Annotated in this window: 20 protein-coding genes; 1 reads left to right on the forward strand and 19 read right to left on the reverse strand. The window is 50.4% G+C overall.

What is annotated here, in order from left to right; translation table 11 throughout:
* Nucleotides 1–23: 23 nt before the first annotated feature.
* The 8 genes from atpG to D3D03_RS14440 all read right to left on the reverse strand — a co-directional run bounded on the left by atpG (nucleotide 24) and on the right by D3D03_RS14440 (nucleotide 5,301).
* Nucleotides 24–875: an ATP synthase F1 subunit gamma gene (gene atpG, locus D3D03_RS14405; RefSeq protein WP_026831929.1), complete on the reverse strand. Its 852-nt coding sequence runs from the start codon at nucleotides 873–875 to the stop codon at nucleotides 24–26.
* Nucleotides 876–932: 57 nt separating this feature from the next.
* Complete coding sequence (gene atpA, locus D3D03_RS14410; RefSeq protein WP_012371542.1) at nucleotides 933–2,441, reverse strand: F0F1 ATP synthase subunit alpha; 1,509 nt, start codon at nucleotides 2,439–2,441, stop codon at nucleotides 933–935.
* Nucleotides 2,442–2,460: 19 nt separating this feature from the next.
* A complete protein-coding gene (locus tag D3D03_RS14415) occupies nucleotides 2,461–2,994 on the reverse strand; it encodes a F0F1 ATP synthase subunit delta (protein ID WP_026831928.1) in 534 nt (177 codons plus the stop codon).
* The gene (gene atpF, locus D3D03_RS14420; RefSeq protein ID WP_026831927.1) at nucleotides 2,994–3,527 is read right to left on the reverse strand and encodes a F0F1 ATP synthase subunit B; all 534 of its coding nucleotides are present in this window, start codon (nucleotides 3,525–3,527) and stop codon (nucleotides 2,994–2,996) included. The genes D3D03_RS14415 and atpF overlap by 1 nt, the downstream gene beginning before the upstream one ends.
* A gap of 132 nt (nucleotides 3,528–3,659) precedes the next feature.
* The gene (atpE, locus tag D3D03_RS14425) at nucleotides 3,660–3,872 is read right to left on the reverse strand and encodes a F0F1 ATP synthase subunit C (RefSeq protein ID WP_012371545.1); all 213 of its coding nucleotides are present in this window, start codon (nucleotides 3,870–3,872) and stop codon (nucleotides 3,660–3,662) included.
* A gap of 75 nt (nucleotides 3,873–3,947) precedes the next feature.
* A complete protein-coding gene (gene atpB, locus D3D03_RS14430; protein ID WP_028105580.1) occupies nucleotides 3,948–4,691 on the reverse strand; it encodes a F0F1 ATP synthase subunit A in 744 nt (247 codons plus the stop codon).
* A gap of 8 nt (nucleotides 4,692–4,699) precedes the next feature.
* Nucleotides 4,700–5,086, reverse strand: a complete 387-nt coding sequence (locus D3D03_RS14435) for an ATP synthase subunit I (RefSeq protein ID WP_026831925.1) — start codon at nucleotides 5,084–5,086, stop codon at nucleotides 4,700–4,702.
* Nucleotides 5,083–5,301 carry an AtpZ/AtpI family protein gene (locus D3D03_RS14440; RefSeq protein WP_028105579.1) on the reverse strand — a complete coding sequence of 73 codons (219 nt, stop codon included), beginning with the start codon at nucleotides 5,299–5,301 and terminating at the stop codon, nucleotides 5,083–5,085. Before D3D03_RS14440 ends, D3D03_RS14435 begins: the two co-directional genes overlap by 4 nt.
* 685 nt (nucleotides 5,302–5,986) lie before the next feature.
* On the opposite strand from D3D03_RS14440, the gene D3D03_RS14445 reads away from it, so the two are divergent.
* A complete protein-coding gene (locus D3D03_RS14445; RefSeq protein WP_119923970.1) occupies nucleotides 5,987–6,775 on the forward strand; it encodes a pentapeptide repeat-containing protein in 789 nt (262 codons plus the stop codon).
* Nucleotides 6,776–7,124: 349 nt separating this feature from the next.
* On the opposite strand, the gene wecB is transcribed toward D3D03_RS14445, so the two are convergent.
* From wecB to D3D03_RS14500, 11 genes are all read right to left on the reverse strand, one after another.
* Nucleotides 7,125–8,261 (reverse strand): non-hydrolyzing UDP-N-acetylglucosamine 2-epimerase, encoded by a 1,137-nt coding sequence (gene wecB, locus D3D03_RS14450; RefSeq protein ID WP_119923971.1) that lies wholly within the window; start codon nucleotides 8,259–8,261, stop codon nucleotides 7,125–7,127.
* 130 nt (nucleotides 8,262–8,391) lie between these two features.
* Nucleotides 8,392–9,021 carry a uracil phosphoribosyltransferase gene (upp, locus tag D3D03_RS14455; RefSeq protein ID WP_026831921.1) on the reverse strand — a complete coding sequence of 210 codons (630 nt, stop codon included), beginning with the start codon at nucleotides 9,019–9,021 and terminating at the stop codon, nucleotides 8,392–8,394.
* Nucleotides 9,022–9,097: 76 nt separating this feature from the next.
* A complete protein-coding gene (locus D3D03_RS14460; RefSeq protein ID WP_119923972.1) occupies nucleotides 9,098–10,063 on the reverse strand; it encodes a hypothetical protein in 966 nt (321 codons plus the stop codon).
* 109 nt (nucleotides 10,064–10,172) lie between these two features.
* Nucleotides 10,173–10,817: an ABC transporter ATP-binding protein gene (locus D3D03_RS14465; RefSeq protein WP_119923973.1), complete on the reverse strand. Its 645-nt coding sequence runs from the start codon at nucleotides 10,815–10,817 to the stop codon at nucleotides 10,173–10,175.
* A complete protein-coding gene (locus tag D3D03_RS14470; protein WP_119923974.1) occupies nucleotides 10,814–11,845 on the reverse strand; it encodes an ABC transporter permease in 1,032 nt (343 codons plus the stop codon). The genes D3D03_RS14465 and D3D03_RS14470 overlap by 4 nt, the downstream gene beginning before the upstream one ends.
* A gap of 70 nt (nucleotides 11,846–11,915) precedes the next feature.
* A complete protein-coding gene (locus D3D03_RS14475; RefSeq protein ID WP_119923975.1) occupies nucleotides 11,916–13,286 on the reverse strand; it encodes a sensor histidine kinase in 1,371 nt (456 codons plus the stop codon).
* Nucleotides 13,283–13,951 (reverse strand): response regulator transcription factor, encoded by a 669-nt coding sequence (locus D3D03_RS14480; protein ID WP_119923976.1) that lies wholly within the window; start codon nucleotides 13,949–13,951, stop codon nucleotides 13,283–13,285. The genes D3D03_RS14475 and D3D03_RS14480 overlap by 4 nt, the downstream gene beginning before the upstream one ends.
* A gap of 99 nt (nucleotides 13,952–14,050) precedes the next feature.
* A complete protein-coding gene (glyA, locus tag D3D03_RS14485) occupies nucleotides 14,051–15,310 on the reverse strand; it encodes a serine hydroxymethyltransferase (protein WP_026831915.1) in 1,260 nt (419 codons plus the stop codon).
* Nucleotides 15,311–15,420: 110 nt separating this feature from the next.
* On the reverse strand, nucleotides 15,421–15,960 hold the full coding sequence (locus tag D3D03_RS14490) for a TIGR01440 family protein (protein ID WP_026831914.1): 540 nt from the start codon (nucleotides 15,958–15,960) through the stop codon (nucleotides 15,421–15,423).
* The gene (rpiB, locus tag D3D03_RS14495; protein WP_119923977.1) at nucleotides 15,961–16,401 is read right to left on the reverse strand and encodes a ribose 5-phosphate isomerase B; all 441 of its coding nucleotides are present in this window, start codon (nucleotides 16,399–16,401) and stop codon (nucleotides 15,961–15,963) included. It lies immediately after the preceding gene.
* A 5-nt stretch (nucleotides 16,402–16,406) separates the two neighbouring features.
* A complete protein-coding gene (locus tag D3D03_RS14500) occupies nucleotides 16,407–16,922 on the reverse strand; it encodes a low molecular weight protein arginine phosphatase (protein WP_012371560.1) in 516 nt (171 codons plus the stop codon).
* Between the last annotated feature and the right edge of the window lie 9 nt (nucleotides 16,923–16,931).

Raw genomic sequence — 16,931 nt, forward strand, 5'->3', positions numbered from 1 at the left:
TAGCTATCATTACGCCGAGTGGTTTACTGCTGAGCAGCGGCTCCACTGACGATCTCTGTGATTTCTTGCGTGATTGCAGCTTGTCGAGCCCGGTTGTAGACGAGAGTCAATCGACCGATCAAGTCATCTGCGTTATCTGTCGCACTTTGCATTGCTGTCATACGTGACGCATGTTCTGCTACTTTCGCGTCAAGAAGCGCACCGAAAATCAAGCTCTCCGCATAACGCGGAAGGAGTTCAGAAAGGATTTGTTCCTCACTTGGCTCGTACTCATAAGTCGTCGAAGACGAAGCTTCGATTTCTCCGAGCGGGAGAAGGGTTTCGACTTTCACTTCCTGGCTGATGACAGACAAGAAATGGTTGTAGCACAGCTTGAGTTCGTCGATTTCGCCGAGCGTGAACGCACTCACTGTACGCTTCACGATTTCTGCGACATCGACATACGAAGGAGAATCGTTTAGTCCTGTGATCGCGTCCGTGACCGTAATTCCGCGTGAACGGAAGAACTGGACACCGACTTTACCGACCACGAACAAGACGTAACTGTCCGTAGTATGCTTTTCATTGATTTCCCGGTAGACTTCACGCAGCACGTTGGCGTTATATGCACCAGCTAAGCCGCGATCCGATGTGATGACGATATAGCCTGTCTTTTTGACAGGACGTTTTTCGAGCATCGGATGGCTAGCACCTGTCGTGCCATTCGCAATGGTTCCGAGCACTTCCTGCATTTTCAGCATGTAAGGCTGGAACTTCGCGCTATGTGCTTGAGCGCGGTTCAGTTTCGACGCCGAAACCATGTTCATCGCTTTCGTGATCTGTTTCGTACTTTTCGTCGAGTTGATCCGCATTTGTATCTCGCGCAACGATGCCATTTCGATTCACCACCTTGTTAGTATCAAGAGCGTCCAGTCGAGTCTAAGAGAAATCTCTTAGACAGTCGGTTGGAACGTTTTCTTAAATTCTGAGATTGCAGTAACGATTTCTTCGTCAGCTGGAAGGTTACCTGTTTTACGGATCTCATCGCAAAGTTGTTTGCGGTTTTGATCGAGCCAAAGGTTGAGTTCCTTTTCAAAACGACGAATATCTGAAACGGCAACATCATCAAGGTGACCACGAGTCAAGGCATAGATGATGATGACTTGCTTATCGACAGTCAACGGTTGGTTGAGATCCTGTTTCAGAACCTCTACTGTCCGCTCACCACGGTTAAGCTTCGATTGTGTCGCTTTATCAAGGTCAGATCCGAACTGTGAAAAGGCTTCTAACTCACGGTAAGAAGCGAGGTCAAGACGGAGCGTACCCGCTACCTTCTTCATCGCTTTTACTTGAGCCGAACCACCTACACGCGATACCGAGAGACCCGGGTTGATCGCTGGACGGACACCTGAGAAGAAGAGATCCGATTGAAGGAAGATTTGACCATCCGTGATCGAGATAACGTTTGTCGGGATGTAAGCCGAGATATCCGACGCTTGTGTCTCGATGAACGGAAGTGCTGTTAAGCTACCTGCGCCAAGTCCGTCGTTCAATTTCGCCGCACGCTCAAGGAGACGTGAGTGAAGGTAGAAGACATCACCCGGGTAGGCTTCGCGGCCTGGTGGACGCTTCAGAAGAAGCGAAAGCTCACGGTATGCCGCTGCTTGTTTCGAAAGATCATCATAGATGACAAGAACGTGCTTGCCGAGATCCATGAAGTGTTCACCCATCGCTACACCAGCGAATGGTGCGAGGTAAAGAAGTGGCGCCGGCTGTGAAGCTGCTGCCGAAACGACGATCGTGTAATCAAGTGCACCGTTTTTACGGAGTGTCTCAACAACACCACGGACTGTTGATTCTTTTTGTCCGATTGCGACGTAGATACAGATCATGTTTTCTTCTTTTTGGTTGATGATCGTATCGATGGCGATCGACGTCTTACCCGTCTGACGGTCACCGATGATCAACTCACGTTGTCCACGACCGATTGGAACGAGGGCATCGATTGCCTTGATTCCCGTCTGAAGTGGTTCGTGAACCGATTTACGTGCCATAACACCAGAAGCTTTACGCTCGATTGGGTTATAGTGTTCTGTTTCGATTGGACCAAGACCATCGATTGGCATACCGAGTGGGTTGACGACACGTCCGAGGAGCGCGTCTCCTGTTGGTACTTCCATGATGCGGCCCGTACGGCGAACAGAGTCGCCTTCTTTGATTTCAAGGTAGTCACCAAGAATGATGATACCGACGTTGCCTTCTTCTAAGTTTTGCGCCAAGCCCATTGTGCCGTTAGCGAATTCTACGAGCTCTCCCGACATGACGTTGTCGAGTCCGTGTGCACGAGCGATACCATCACCGATTTGGATGACTGTACCTGTCTCGTTCACTTCCATCGTAGAACCGTACTGCGCGATACGCGCTTTAAGCAGGGCGCTGATTTCTTCAGCTCTAATGCTCATGCGTTTCACCCCTATTTTCTTACGCTTTTAACAGCTCACGCTCAAGTCGCGTTAGTTTCGTTTCGATCGTGCCATCATATGTCGTGTAACCGATCTGAACACGAAGTCCACCGATTACATTCGTATCAACAACATTTTCTACTTCAAGCGTTTTACCTGATTTTTGGCCAAACGTTTCTTTCACGTTCGTGATTTCTTCGTCTGACAGTTTGTATGCACTTGTCACGATTGCTGTCGCAACGTTACGGTGCTCGTTCAACAACGCGATGAAATGCTCCGGCAATGATAATACTTCCGCCGCACGGTCGTTTTCGACCATGACGAGGATGGTATTCAAGACAATGGTATTGAAGCCTGTGAAGCTCGTATGAAGTACTTGCTTCAGCTCTTCTGCAGAAATCGATGGGTTGTCTAACACCGATGCGAGCTCTGGTGTTGCGTGGAGCACTTCGCCGAGCGTTCGCACATCAGCTTCTGCTTGTTCGAGCACATGGTGCTCAAGTGCAAGATCGAAGAGCGCTTTTGCGTAGCGTCCCGCTACGTGGTCACGCATTAGTTCGTGCCCTTAGTGTCAGCAAGGAATTGATCGACGAGTGCTTTTTGAGCCGCTTCGTCTGTCGCAAGCTGTGTTTTCATGACGTGGCGTGCTGCAGCGATTGCTTGAAGAGCAACATCGTTCTTCAAAGCAGCTTGTGCTTCAGCGCGTTCACGTTCGATTGCACGGCGAGCTTCTTCCTTGCTCATTTCTGTTTCAAGACGTGCCTGCTCCATCGCACGTGCTTGTTCTGCCTCAGCTTGACGGCGTGATGCTTCTAACAGGTCACGTGCTTCCGTACGTGCCTTGTTGAGTTCTGCTTGTTGTTGTTCTACGTAGACTTCAGCGTCTTTCCGGCTTTTCTCAGCCGAATTGATCTCGCTCGCCACATGCTCTTCACGCGCTTTCATCATGTTGATGAGCGGGCCCCATGCGAATTTCTTCAAGAGGATGAGGAGCAAGAGGAAAACGACGATCGTGACGATCATATTGGCAAGTAAGAGTTGGTTGCCTTCGCCGCCCGCCTCTGCCGCAAGATACGTGAGATTCATTCGATTACACTCCCCTCGTGGTTGGTCCTACTTCTAATATCTACATAAGGGAGCCGTGGCCCCCATGACGGTTCACTCTAGTGGAACGAATAACGCCCTATGTAGCTCAGTTCTTGATGCGTAAAATACGGATTAAGAGTTGAGGAGAAGGAAACCGACCGCTACACCGATGATTGGAAGTGCCTCAACGAGACCGATACCGATGAACATTGTTTGACGAAGTTCGTTTTTGAGTTCTGGCTGACGTGCTTGTCCTAATACTGTACCGTTTACGATAAGACCGTTACCGATACCTGCGCCGAGTGCGCCGAGTCCGATGATGATCGCTGTTGCAATAAGTTCCATTATGAATTGCCTCCCTAGATTGTGTTCGAAATTTGGTCGTGCGGTTATCGGAAAAGCAGATGCTTTACCTTCGAATTAATGGTCGTGCGCTGCCTTATGTCCGATGTAAACCATCGTTAAGATAAGGAAGATATACGCTTGGATTGCCCCGATGAAGAGAGAGAATCCTTGCCAGATCAACATTGGAATCGCTGACAGGATGACACCAACTGGTCCGAGGAATTGGAAATCGTTCGTTCCAGAGATGATACCGATCGAGAGAATGATACCAATCATGATCTCACCCGCGAAGATGTTACCGTAAAGACGAAGACCGAGCGTCAACGTGTTTGCGAACTCCTCGATGATGGTAATAATAAACATCGGCGTCATAAACGTTTTTGCATAAGCGCCGAAGCCGCGCATTTTCACACCATAATAATGGCTCATGACCACTACCATAGATGAAAGTGCAAGTGTCACGTACGGATCCGCAGTTGGTGAGTTGAACCAAATGTAGTGACCCGTCACAACGTTAAAGGGAAGACCCATTAAGTTGGACACGATGATGAATAGGAACAGTGTCATTCCGAAAGTTAGGAAGCGACCCCCTGTTTTCCAGTCCATCGTACTGCTGATGATTCCGCGAACGAATTCGAGGAATAACTCCAGCGTGTTTTGAAAACCGGTTGGCTTCATCGCTAGACGTCGCGTACCGGCCACGGCAATCAGGAAAACGAGAGCAGCTGCAATCAGCACTGTGATCAAGTTTGTCCAGCTACCGTACAGAACGAAGTCGCCCCAGAGTGGGATTTCGTAAAGTGGCATTTCGTGGTTCATTTGACTATTCACCTCTTTTCCCGCTTAAGTTCGTGAGTCAAAAACTCACAAAATTGTATGACGTGGCCGGCGAGAAGGCCTATTACCACCGCAGTTAATGACAATTCGGTTTCGTACTTCAAACCGATCATCACACAAAGTACCGCGACCGCCATGCGTGATACGGTCCCTCGAGACATCGGCTTACGCCCACGCTCGATTACACGATACATTCGATCGACGCTGAGTCGTTGCAGCGTCAGAATCATGAAGCTACCTGCCCCACCTAATGCCAGCCCATAAATCACTGGATCACTCGGATAACCGACAAGTAACAGGACGGCAAGGATTCCATAATAGAGTCCGAACCATCTTAAGTACGCACGATACAACGCATCTTGAAGGATTATGTTCATGTCTTGTCTCCTAACAAGTGCCTGATCATTGCGATCATGCAGAGAATGCCGATGAAAATCCCGATGAACACTGAAAACGTCGCCCCCATATTTTGCCACCAGTTCTGCTGTTCCCCATAGTTCCCAACAAGAAAGCCGATGACGATCGGTGCGGCAAGTGCCGTCGAAATTTGCGAGGCCATGACCATACTCGTTGCGAGCCCGTTTTGGCGCACTAGAGACGACCCCCTTTTCCCAGTTGTGGGCTCTTTTTCTTTCCCACAATTTGCGGATTTTCATACTAGTCAAGAATACAATGAGAACCATTTCATAGTCAAATGAATTCACAATTAAAATGGACCGTCTAAACCATTGTATATCAACAATTGATAAGGTTTTCACAGAGGTATCCCGTGCCACGCTTTTCACGAAGATGTGAAGAAAATATGTAGTACTATCAACGTTTAGCGAGATGGTTCACTAGGTGAACAAAACCATTGAACAGTAACGTTATATCGTGTTCCGGAATGAGAAACAAGTCGTCTAAATTTGATTTGTGTCGATTTTGTGAAAAAACAATTTTTATTCACAATTGTAAACGCTTCCGTTTCGGGACAGAAAAACGCCTCTGACATCTGTTTGTAACAAAGGCGGCAGATGATTTCCAATTCGTCTCGTGTGTCCCTTGTCACAGCTCAAAATGTCAGATCTGATTTCGTCGTTTCAAGGTCATCCGGCAGTTGATTTTTTAACAAAAACCATACATTTCACACGGATGTTTTGATTCTCACGCTTTTTTTCAGGTGATTCGCCACATCGGTCTTCCGCTTAATCCGTTCCGACAATAACGTTTTCGGACGATTGTCGACAGACGGACCGTTATGGTAAAAAGAAGACAGAACATCAAAAGGAAGTGAAAAAATGGAAACAGAACGTTTTCGTGTCCGGTGCACGGACTGTTTTGGCTTATGTTGCACAGCGCTCGCCTTTTCCGCTTCGAGCGACTTCGGACACGATAAGCCGGAAGCAACCCCGTGCCGGAACCTCGATGCCGATTACCGGTGTCAGATTCATGACCGACTGCGTCCGAGCGGCTATAAAGGGTGCACCGTCTATGATTGTTTCGGAGCCGGTCAACAAATCTCGCAAGTGACGTTCTCCGGCATCTATGACGATTCGACGAAACCGCTCATGTACACCCTCTATCCGAAGATGGTCCACCTTCAGGAAATGATGTGGTATCTCACCGACGGCATCCGACCGGAAACCCGTTCCATCCATGGTGCTTTGAAAACAAAACTTCAAGAACTCGATGCGAAGACCGGGTTACCTCCGGCTGAACTCGCCGCACTCGACGTCGACCAGCTCCGCGCGACGATTCTGCCGCTCCTTGCGCAAATCGAAACACTTGTCCAAGCACCATATCAGAAAAAACTACCGACACTCCCGAACGACTGGATCGGCAAAAACCTTTCCCGACAGAATTTATCCGGTTGCAGCCTTCGCGGACGGTTTTTACTGGCAACGAATCTGTCGCACTGTCAGTTACGCGGCGTCAATTTCCTCGGCGCCGATCTGCGTGATTGTAATCTGCGAGGCGCCGACCTGACGGATGCCCTGTTTTTAACACAGGCCCAAATCAATGCCGCTCAAGGAGACGCCGGAACACGGCTTCCGGAACGATTGCTTCGACCGTCGCACTGGGCGTAAAGGAATGATGTGGTATTAGTTATTGTCTAATAAAAGTGCCGACCCGTTCCCAAGTATAACGCGTCATGCTATCGTGACAGGTGTTCCGCCCTCTTCCTCATGCGCTTTCCGCAGGCGAGACACAAGCCAGCTTTCCTGCCCTTGTGGTCAGGAAACCGGGTCTCGTTTGTCTCTGACAGCGCAAAAACGCGCTTTTCCCTCCAGGAGTCGCATGAAACGAGGACGGTCACGATGTTTGGTCCGATGCTTTCGTTTCATCTGTTGTGTTTCATAAAAGGACCGATGCCTCCGTTTTTGACGGTAGCACCGGTTCTTTTTGTCGGTTATTCAATTTTGTCATGATGGTCAGTCAGTTTTTAACATGAAACGGCTCAAACGTCGCTTTCTGATTAAAATGTTCTAAAATCGCCGCCGCAATCCGTTCTGAGGCGTGACCGTCGCCGTATGGATTTGAGGCGTGCGCCATCTCCGCATAGGCGACTTTATCGTCCAGCAACTCGCTGGCAAGACGGTAAATCGTGTCTTCATCCGTTCCGGCAAGCTTCAGCGTTCCAGCCTTCACCCCTTCCGGACGTTCTGTCGTATCGCGTAAGACGAGGACCGGAACACCAAGCGACGGTGCTTCTTCCTGGACGCCGCCGGAATCAGTCAGAATCAGATGCGCCCGACTAGCGAAGTTGTGGAAGGCGAAGACATCAAGCGGTGGAATCAAGGTAATCCGGTCGTGCCCTTTAAACACATCTTTGGCTGCTTCTTGGACAACCGGATTTAAATGGACGGGATAGACGATATGGATATCCGGGTAATCATCTGCCAGACGACGGATCGCGCGGAACATCTGATGCATCTTCGCGCCTTGATTTTCCCGGCGGTGGGCTGTCATCAAGACAAGTTTCCGTTCACCGACTGTTTCCAGCACAGGATGGACGTAATCGGGTTGGACCGTCGTCTGTAAGGCATCAATCGCCGTATTGCCCGTCACGTAGACACCTGTCAGGCGATTTTCTGACGCGAGGTTCGTTGCCGCCTGATCGGTCGGTGCGAAATGCAGGTCAGCCAAGGTCGACGTCAACTGCCGGTTCACTTCTTCCGGGAACGGTGAATATTTATCGTATGTACGGAGTCCGGCTTCTACATGACCGACGGCGATTTGGTTGTAGTAAGCCGCAAGACTTCCGACGAACGTCGTCGTCGTGTCGCCGTGGACCAACACAAGATCGGGCTGGACTTCTTTCATGACGGCATCCAGTCCTTCCAGACCGCGCGTCGTGATATCGACTAACGTTTGGCGGGGCTTCATGATATTCAAATCGTGATCGGGTGTAATCTTAAACAGCTCTAGTACTTGATCGAGCATTTCCCGGTGTTGTGCCGTGATCGTGACATGAACATCGAACGCAGGATTTTGTTTTAAGACGTTGACGAGTGGTGCCATCTTGATCGCTTCCGGTCGTGTGCCGAAAATCGGCATGACTTTGATTGGCATACAAACTTCCTCCTTTTTACTTCTTTTCTTATTAAAACATATTCCCCATCAGACGCGCAGTTCCCGCCCGTCTTCACTGAAAATGAAAAAAAGACGCTCCCTTCGCAGGAAGCGTCTCACATTCTGTCCGTTACTTCGTACCAAACAGACGGTCACCCGCATCCCCGAGTCCAGGGACGATGTAACCATGGTCATTTAATTTCTCATCGAGTGCCGCAAGATAAATATCGACATCCGGATGTTCTTCCTGAACACGTTTGACGCCTTCAGGTGCTGCACAGAGACACGCCAGCTTAATGCTTTGTGCGCCTTGTTTCTTTAAAGAGGAGATTGCGTCAGAGGCAGAACCGCCTGTCGCAAGCATCGGATCAACGACGACGAAGTCACGTTCCGCAACGTCTGTCGGTAATTTGAGATAGTATTCTGTCGGCTCAAGTGTCTCCGGATCACGGTAAAGACCGATGTGACCCACTTTGACGTTCGGCATCATGCGAAGCATGCCGTCGACCATTCCAAGACCGGCACGAAGAATCGGAACGATTCCCAGTTTCTTGCCTTCAATCATCTTCTGCGTCGTTTTCGTGACCGGTGTCTCGATTTCAACGTCTGTGAGTGGAAGGTCACGCGTGAGTTCATATGCCATCAATGAAGCCACTTCGTCGACAAGCTCCCGGAATTGTTTCGTTCCTGTTTCGACTTTACGCATGATCGTCATCTTGTGCTGAATCAATGGGTGATCAAATACATGTACTTTACTCATTGTTTTGCATCTCCTCTCCATTCTCTTTTCGCATTGTACTCTAAAAAGTGACTGCTTGGGAACTGTTTTCTTTTAATCAGTCCCCAAGTGTACTTTTCCCTTCCAAAATCGCCTTCGCCGCATACGACCATTCGTTATCCGGTTGTTTAGCCAGTTCCTGCAAGGTCATTTTATAGTTGCCGACTTTATTTTTCTGTTCATAAACGGCCTGCATCCACAACACATCACTCATGTAACCCGACTCCGGAAAGTCCTTTCGATAAGCGAGATAATCTTCTTGTTTCGTCTCTTTCAACTTTCCTGCTGCAATCAGCTTGTAGAAACGTGCCATACCGGCTGTCTCCTTATTGGTTAACACGTTGCCCGTCAATAATTGGTTCGCTGTCTTATAGTTTTTCGATTGAACGGAAGAAACCGCCTCTTCAAGCGCTTGCTTTGGATTTTTCGTCGTAGCCTGAGGCTCAACTTTTTTTGCATCTTCTTTTGGTTTATTCGATTCGTCTTTTTTTTCTTCGGAAACTGTCAACTTGTCATTTTTTTCTTTTAATTGTTCAACTTCTTTTTCTAAAGCTGCCAGTTTTTGTTCCACGTTCACCTGTTCAGAAGGTTTTTCAGGCGCAGCTTCTTCAGGAAATTCAAGTTGTGTAACTCCGACCAACAATAGACCTGCCAGCATCAGACCGCCCAACCAGACCGGATTCAACTGTACAATTTTTTTCCATGCTTTTAATTGAGTATGGTTTTGTACAGCCGGTGGAAACGTTGAAAATCGTTTCCGAATCAACCGTTTACCTCCCGCTTTTCCGGCAATTGCCAAACGGTAGCGGTAGATTTCCGCCGGCAACGGAAGGTTTTTCCATTGCATGAAGCGTACATCCGCTTGTTCATAAAAACCAGCTTGTTCCATGATGATGATTGCCTTAAAATCTTCAATCAGGCGCTTATACTCACGCTTCGATAAACTTTTATCTTCTAACCACTTCGTGATTTGTGCAGTATTGACCGCTTCTAATTCAGATTGGATAAATTTAGATAAATTCATGATTCAGATGCCACCCTTAAATTATTCGTATACTGACCAGTATAACAAAAAAAGTGCCCGGTCCTTGATTGTTTATGAATCAAAACAACCGCAGGCCGAGCATCAGATCTTAATCTAATTCCTGAACGTATCCGTCTTCCATCCGCAAGACACGGTCACAGTACGACAGCATCCGGTCATCATGCGTGATGACGATGACGGTCTTCCCGTACACATGCGCCTGCTTCCGCAACAATTCCATCACCTGTTGCGCGTTCGAATAATCGAGGCTCGCCGTCGGTTCATCCGCCAAGACGAGACGCGGGTCATTGACGAGCGCCCGGGCGATCGCGACCCGTTGCCGTTCCCCGCCGGATAAGGCGTGCGGCAAATGCTCACATCGGTCACCTAACCCGAACACTTCGAGCTGAGCCGCCGCATCGATCGTGCGTCCGGCTTCTTCTGCGACGAGCTCCAGTTGTTCCGCTGCCGTCAGAAACGGAACAAGGTGCGACTCCTGAAAGATGAAGCCGATTTCCTCGAGCCGCATCTGCCGCCGTCCTTCGTCCGACGTATTACCGAGCGGACTGCCGTCAAATTGAATCATGCCGGATGAAGGTGTCTGCAACAGACCAAGCAATTGTAATAACGTACTTTTCCCGCTGCCGCTCGGTCCGACGAGGGCAATCAGTTCGCCTGTCCCGGCTTCGAATGAAACGTCGTGCAGGACTTTCATCTCTCCATACGTTTGTTCAACCTGTGTCATCTTGATCATCCGGTCATTCCTCCCATCGCATCCGCCGGCTCCAGTTTTTTCAAGGCACGTAACGGTATCAGACCACCAAGCATCGCTGTCAGCACAATTAATCCGCCGTAGCCGAAACTTGTTGTCCATTCAAACCGGAACGGCAGGTCACCCGGTAAGAGCTGACCGATTGTCCAAGTCAGCAGCAGGCTGATCGCAAACGAAACGGTCGTCAACAGAAAGACCTGTAAGACCAATCCTTGACCAATCGTTCGTGTCCGGATCCCGATGGCTTTTAAGATACCGAGTTGCTTCATCTTCTGCATCGTCAAGATGTAGAAAAAGGCGGTCAAAATCAAGGAACCGATCAAGACGAGGGCAATCCGCATCATTTGGAAGGAATTTTGTTCCGCCGCATAACCCGGTACTTGTTCGACAATCTGTTGTTGGGTATAGGTCGCAAGATCCGTCTTGATCGGCTCCTGACTGATGAAGGCCGACACATAATTCGTCTTCATCTTATCTTGCCATGCCTTCCACGTCTCGAGTGTCGTCCAGAGCACCGGTGCATGGCTGTACCGTCCATCGCTGACCGTCCCGACGATTTCAAACGTCGTCTTCGTCCGGAAATCCGTGATCGTATCCCCGACGGCTGTCCCGCTTTGCTTGGCATACTGCGTATCAACCAGGACTTGTCCCGGCTGCAATGTCGCCAGTTCCTTCGGTCCATAAACCGTATCCGCCGGAGACGCAAACACTGTCACATCATCTTTTGTCCCATTCTGTTTCTCAAGGACCATACTTTGGACACCCAACGCTTCCGTTCCAGCCGGCTGGTCCGTTTGTTCCAAAAACGACCGTGTCAGTTGTCCTTCCGCATCTTGGCTCAGCGCCACGTGCTCAACCGGTAAGTTCCGAACGACGGCTCCGTTATCATAGGCCAGTCCGTCCGCGAGCCCGGAAATCATTAAAATCAATAAGACGATCAAGGTTGTCACGACCGCCATCAAGGTGAATCGTTGCTTCATCCGAATTAATTCACGCCACCCCATCTTCATGCTCTATCCCTCCTGCTTCTTTCGTTACAGGTTTATCTTAAAGTCTGAAGATGAACGGAACATGAACAAGTTAATCGGCTTGTGGAAAAGTCAAAACAAACGTCGTGCCCACGCCGAGTCGTGACTCGATCCGAACCGTTCCACCGAGTTGATGGATCGTCTCCTGAACGATTGCGAGACCGAGCCCCGTCCCGGTTGCACCACGCGAGGCATCGCCTTGATAAAACCGTTCAAAGGCATGTTCGATCATGTCCGGCGTCATGCCCGGTCCTTCATCACTGATCCGGACCGTCACCGTACTTCCTGCGGTCTCGGCTTGAATCGAAATCAGTTGTCCGTCGGTCGAGACATGCAGTGCATTGCGGATGATGTTATGGAAAATCTGCTCGAGCGCCATCTCGTTTGCGAGAATGACCGTGTCGTCCGGTACGGTCAGAGCGACCGCGATGCCTTGCTCATCCAGTTGATAGCTGAGTGTCTGTAACGTCGCCTGAATCGCTTGCCCCAGCAACACCGGATGCCGCGCCAATTGCCGTCCTTCGTCCAGTCGGGCGAGTACAAGCAGTTGCCGTGTCAATTCCGCCATCCGCGCCGCCTCTTGTCCAATCGTCACCAGTTTCGCCCGGTCGTCCGGTCCGGCTGTCTGTTCAAGCTGTCCGGCATACCCTTTGATCGTCGTTAAGGGCGATTGGAATTCATGGGAGACGTTCGCGACAAACGTTTTCCGTTCGGCGTCTGATTTTGCGACAGCTTGCGCCATCTCGTCAAACCGGCGCGACAGTTCCCCGATTTCATCCTGACCGGTCGTCGCGACCGTGACGGAATAATCTCCAGCTGTCATCTGTTCTGTCGCTGTCGTCAATCGTTTGATCGGCCGGACGAGGTAACGGATCGAAAAGACAAGCAGCAGGAAGCTGATCAAGACGAGCAGTGCCAAGAAGGCACCCACGAATAGGTGCAGTTCGCGAATCTGCCGGCTTAGATCAGGGCGGATGAAAACAGCGTCTGTGCCCGTCTCCGTCTTCAAGGACGCACCATACGTATTGATGACTTCATTATCAAACAGTCCGAGTAAAAACAGATGGAACGGATACTCCCGCATCCCCTGATAGACCTGCCCGTCCTGCACCGATTGAATGACGTCGGGTGCCAATGTTTCGTCACGGAACGGATTGCCGTACCGTTTCACCTGACCCGATTCCGAGACGACGTACAATTGAAAACCGGTCGCACTGAGCATTTCGTAGAAGGAATCGACCTGCTGGTCCCCGTGCTGTTCGTAATAGGCAAACGACGTCTGAACCGCCTCTTCAACCTTTTGACTGTAAGACGCTTGTAAGACGGTGTAGTACAACACGTTACTGATCAATAAGGCGATCAAGGCCGAACCGAGCAACACGAGGCAGACGAGACCCACAATCTTCGTATATAACGATTTCATGAGCGGACCTCCAATCGATAGCCGAGTCCTCGGACGGTCTGGATCTCGATCGCGTCCGTCTCCTGCAGACGGTTGCGGAGTCGCTTGATATGGACGTCGATCGTCCGGTCGTCCCCCATGAAGTCGAGTCCCCAGACGTGTTCGATTAATTCCTCGCGACTGAAGACCCGTCCCGGGAAACTGACCAGCTGGTGCAACAGTTCAAACTCACGTCTTGGAATCGTCAAGCGGGTCGTCCCGATCATCAGCTGTTGGCTCCGTTTATCGATCGTGACGTCCCCGAACCGCATGACCGGGATGGCGGCTTTTTGATAACGCCGCGCGACGGCATGCAGACGAAACAGCAATTCCTCCGGATCAAACGGTTTTGTGATGTAGTCGTCCGCTCCGGCTGTAAAGCCCTCGCGTTTATCCGTCAGCTCGCCGAGTGCCGTCAGCATCAAAATCGGAATTTCCTGACTTGCCCGTAACCGAGCGCATAATTCAAAGCCGCTTCGTCCCGGGATCATCACATCGAGCACCGCGGCTTCAAATACCTGCCCGTCGATCCAGTGCGCCGCTTCGTTCCCGTCTGCAGTCGCCCGGACCCGGTGTCCGTCTGCTTCCAACGTCTCGCGGACAAGCCGCTGGATGTTCAAGTCGTCCTCTACCACTAAAATTTCCACTGTCGTCACTCCTTTCCAATCTGGTTCATGCCATCAGAAAAACCACCCCGCACTTCTCATCGTTCGAAAAGGTCGAGGTGGTCTTGATGCTTCCGAAACTTAACCGCGTTCCGGGTAAAGCGGGAAACGACCTGTCAAAGCCAAGACTTGCTGGTGGGCACTTGTCAGTGTTTCGTTGTCTTCTGGATTTTTCAGAACAAGCTCGATCAGTTCTGCGATTTGTTTCATCTCGGCTTCTTTGAAACCGCGTGATGTCATCGCCGCCGTTCCAATCCGGATTCCGCTTGTGACGAACGGGCTTGCCGGGTCAAACGGAATCGTATTTTTATTGACCGTGATGCCGGCTTCGTCCAGCGCATGCTCCGCCAGCTTCCCTGTGATACCGAGCGGTTGCAGGTCAACAAGCAGCAAGTGATTGTCCGTACCGCCGGAGACGATCCGCAGACCACGTGCCGTCAACTCTTCGCCGAGCACTTTTGCGTTCGCGACGACTTGATTGATGTAGTCCTTGAAGTCCGGTGCCAAGGCTTCTGCAAAGGCAACGGCTTTTGCTGCGATGACGTGCATGAGCGGACCACCCTGGATGCCAGGGAAAATCGCTTTATCGATCGCTTTTGCGTGTTCTTCCTTACACAAGATCATTCCGCCGCGTGGACCACGCAATGTCTTATGCGTCGTCGTCGTGACGAAGTGGGCGTGTTCGACCGGGTTCGGGTGAACGCCTGCTGCGACGAGTCCTGCGATGTGGGCCATGTCGACCATCAGGTAGGCACCGACACTGTCCGCGATTTCACGGAATCGTTTGAAGTCGATGACGCGCGGATAAGCCGATGCTCCCGCAACGATCAATTTTGGTTTGTGTTCTTCTGCCAGCTTCGCGACGACATCGTAATCGATCATCTCTGTTTGTGGATCGACACCATATTCGACGAAGTTGTATTGAACACCGGAGAAATTCACAGGACTGCCGTGCGTCAAGTGACCACCATGCGAAAGATTCATCCCGAGGACTGTGTCGCCCTGATCGAGAATCGTGAAGTAAACCGCCATGTTGGCTTGCGCCCCAGAGTGCGGTTGCACGTTGGCATGCTCAGCACCAAAGATGGCTTTCGCCCGATCACGCGCCAAGTTCTCCGCTAAATCAACGAACTCACAACCTCCGTAATAACGACGTCCCGGGTAACCTTCTGCGTATTTGTTCGTCAGCACGCTGCCTTGAGCTTCCATGACAGCTTGTGAGACAAAGTTTTCTGAAGCGATCAATTCGATATTATCGCGTTGACGTCCCAGTTCCTTGCGCATGGCCGAAAAGAGTTCCTCGTCTTGCTGTTTCAGATACGTAAGCGGTGTTTGTTCCATCTGAATTCCCCCATTCATTTCGATAGCACTATCTTAACACGAATAATCGATAACGGGCACCCTCTAAAAACACATTAAAAAAGCAAGGGGAATGCAACCCCTTGCACAAATCATTCGTATTTAGCGCGAGCGCCGCCAATCAATTTTGGTCGTGTGACGGCAGCCGTCACGTGCGCTTCTCCGATTTCCTTGTGCGGCAGGCGCACAGGAATCGCCACTTGTTTTAAATGCATCCCGATGAACGTATCGCCGATATCGATCCCGGCATCCGCCTGAATCGCTTCGACGACGACCGGTGCTGAGAAACGTTGATAAGCGACGCTTGCCATCGAACCACCCGCTTCCGGAACCGGAACGACCGTGACGGCTTCAAGACCAAGGCGTTCGACGATTTGCCGCTCGAGCGTCAAGGCACGGTTGATGTGCTCACAACCTTGAAACGCAAGATCGACCTGATGCGAACGACGGAATGCGTCGAAGACGTCAAACAACGCTTCCGCGACTTCCGGTGAACCGGCTTTGCCGATTTGTTTCCCGATGACTTCGCTCGTCGAACAACCGATGACGAGCAACTTCCCTTTTAACGGGAAGCGCTCATTCAATTCGGTCAGTGACGCTTCGAGATCCTGTTTAATTTGTTCCAAATCCATTTACTTCACCTCATAATCTGAGATTTTGCAGACACGGTTTTCGTGACGTCCGCCTTCGAACTCGGTCTCAAGCCAGATCTGAGCGATATCGCGGGCAAGACCCGGTCCGATGACACGTTCTCCCATCGTCAAGATATTCGAGTTATTGTGCTGACGTGTCGCTTTCGCGCTGAACGTATCATGCACAAGTGCCGCCCGAATCCCTTTGACTTTATTCGCAGCGATGCCGATTCCGATTCCAGTACCGCAAATCAGAATACCGCGGTCAAACTCACCGTTTGCGACAGCTTCCGCGACAGGAATCGCGACGTCCGGATAATCAATCGAATCGGATGAATAGGTGCCGAAGTCCGTATAATCAATCCCAAGCTCCTGTAAAAGTTCAGTCAGTTCTGCTTTCAGCTTAAAACCACCGTGATCTGCTCCAATTGCTACTTTCATCGTTACTATTCCCCCGTTTGTTTAGGTTGTTTTTTCGGAAGTTTCCGGTTGTCCGGTGCTTTTCTTCCGTTTCCGTTCTGCGTCAATTTTAACACAAGACGGTTGACGAGGGGTTCGAGTTCATTTCGGACCTGCCGGTAAACGTTCATCGATCCACCATACGGATCGTTGATGTCCCGTTCAAGACCCGTCACGTACTCATACAGCGTGAATGTCCGGTCTTTGAGTTCCGGGTACCGTTCGCCGACTTCTTGTTTGTGACTCCGGGTCATCGTCAAGATGATATCCGACCAACGCCCGAGGACGTCGTCGAAGACTTGCGTATAATGTTCAAGCTCGATTCCACGTTCACGTAAGACTTGCAACGCATTTTCAGAAGCATCAAAGCCTTGCATCGAACGCAGACCGGCTGAACGGACATCGAATTCTTGATCCGCTACTTTTGAGCGCAATAATGCCATCGCCATCGGGCTTCGGCATGTGTTTCCTGTACAGATAAACAATACACGACGTGTGCTCATCTCAGTATC

The organism is Exiguobacterium sp. RIT452 (assembly GCF_003598705.1).
Classification (GTDB): Bacteria; Bacillota; Bacilli; order Exiguobacteriales; family Exiguobacteriaceae; genus Exiguobacterium_A; species Exiguobacterium_A undae.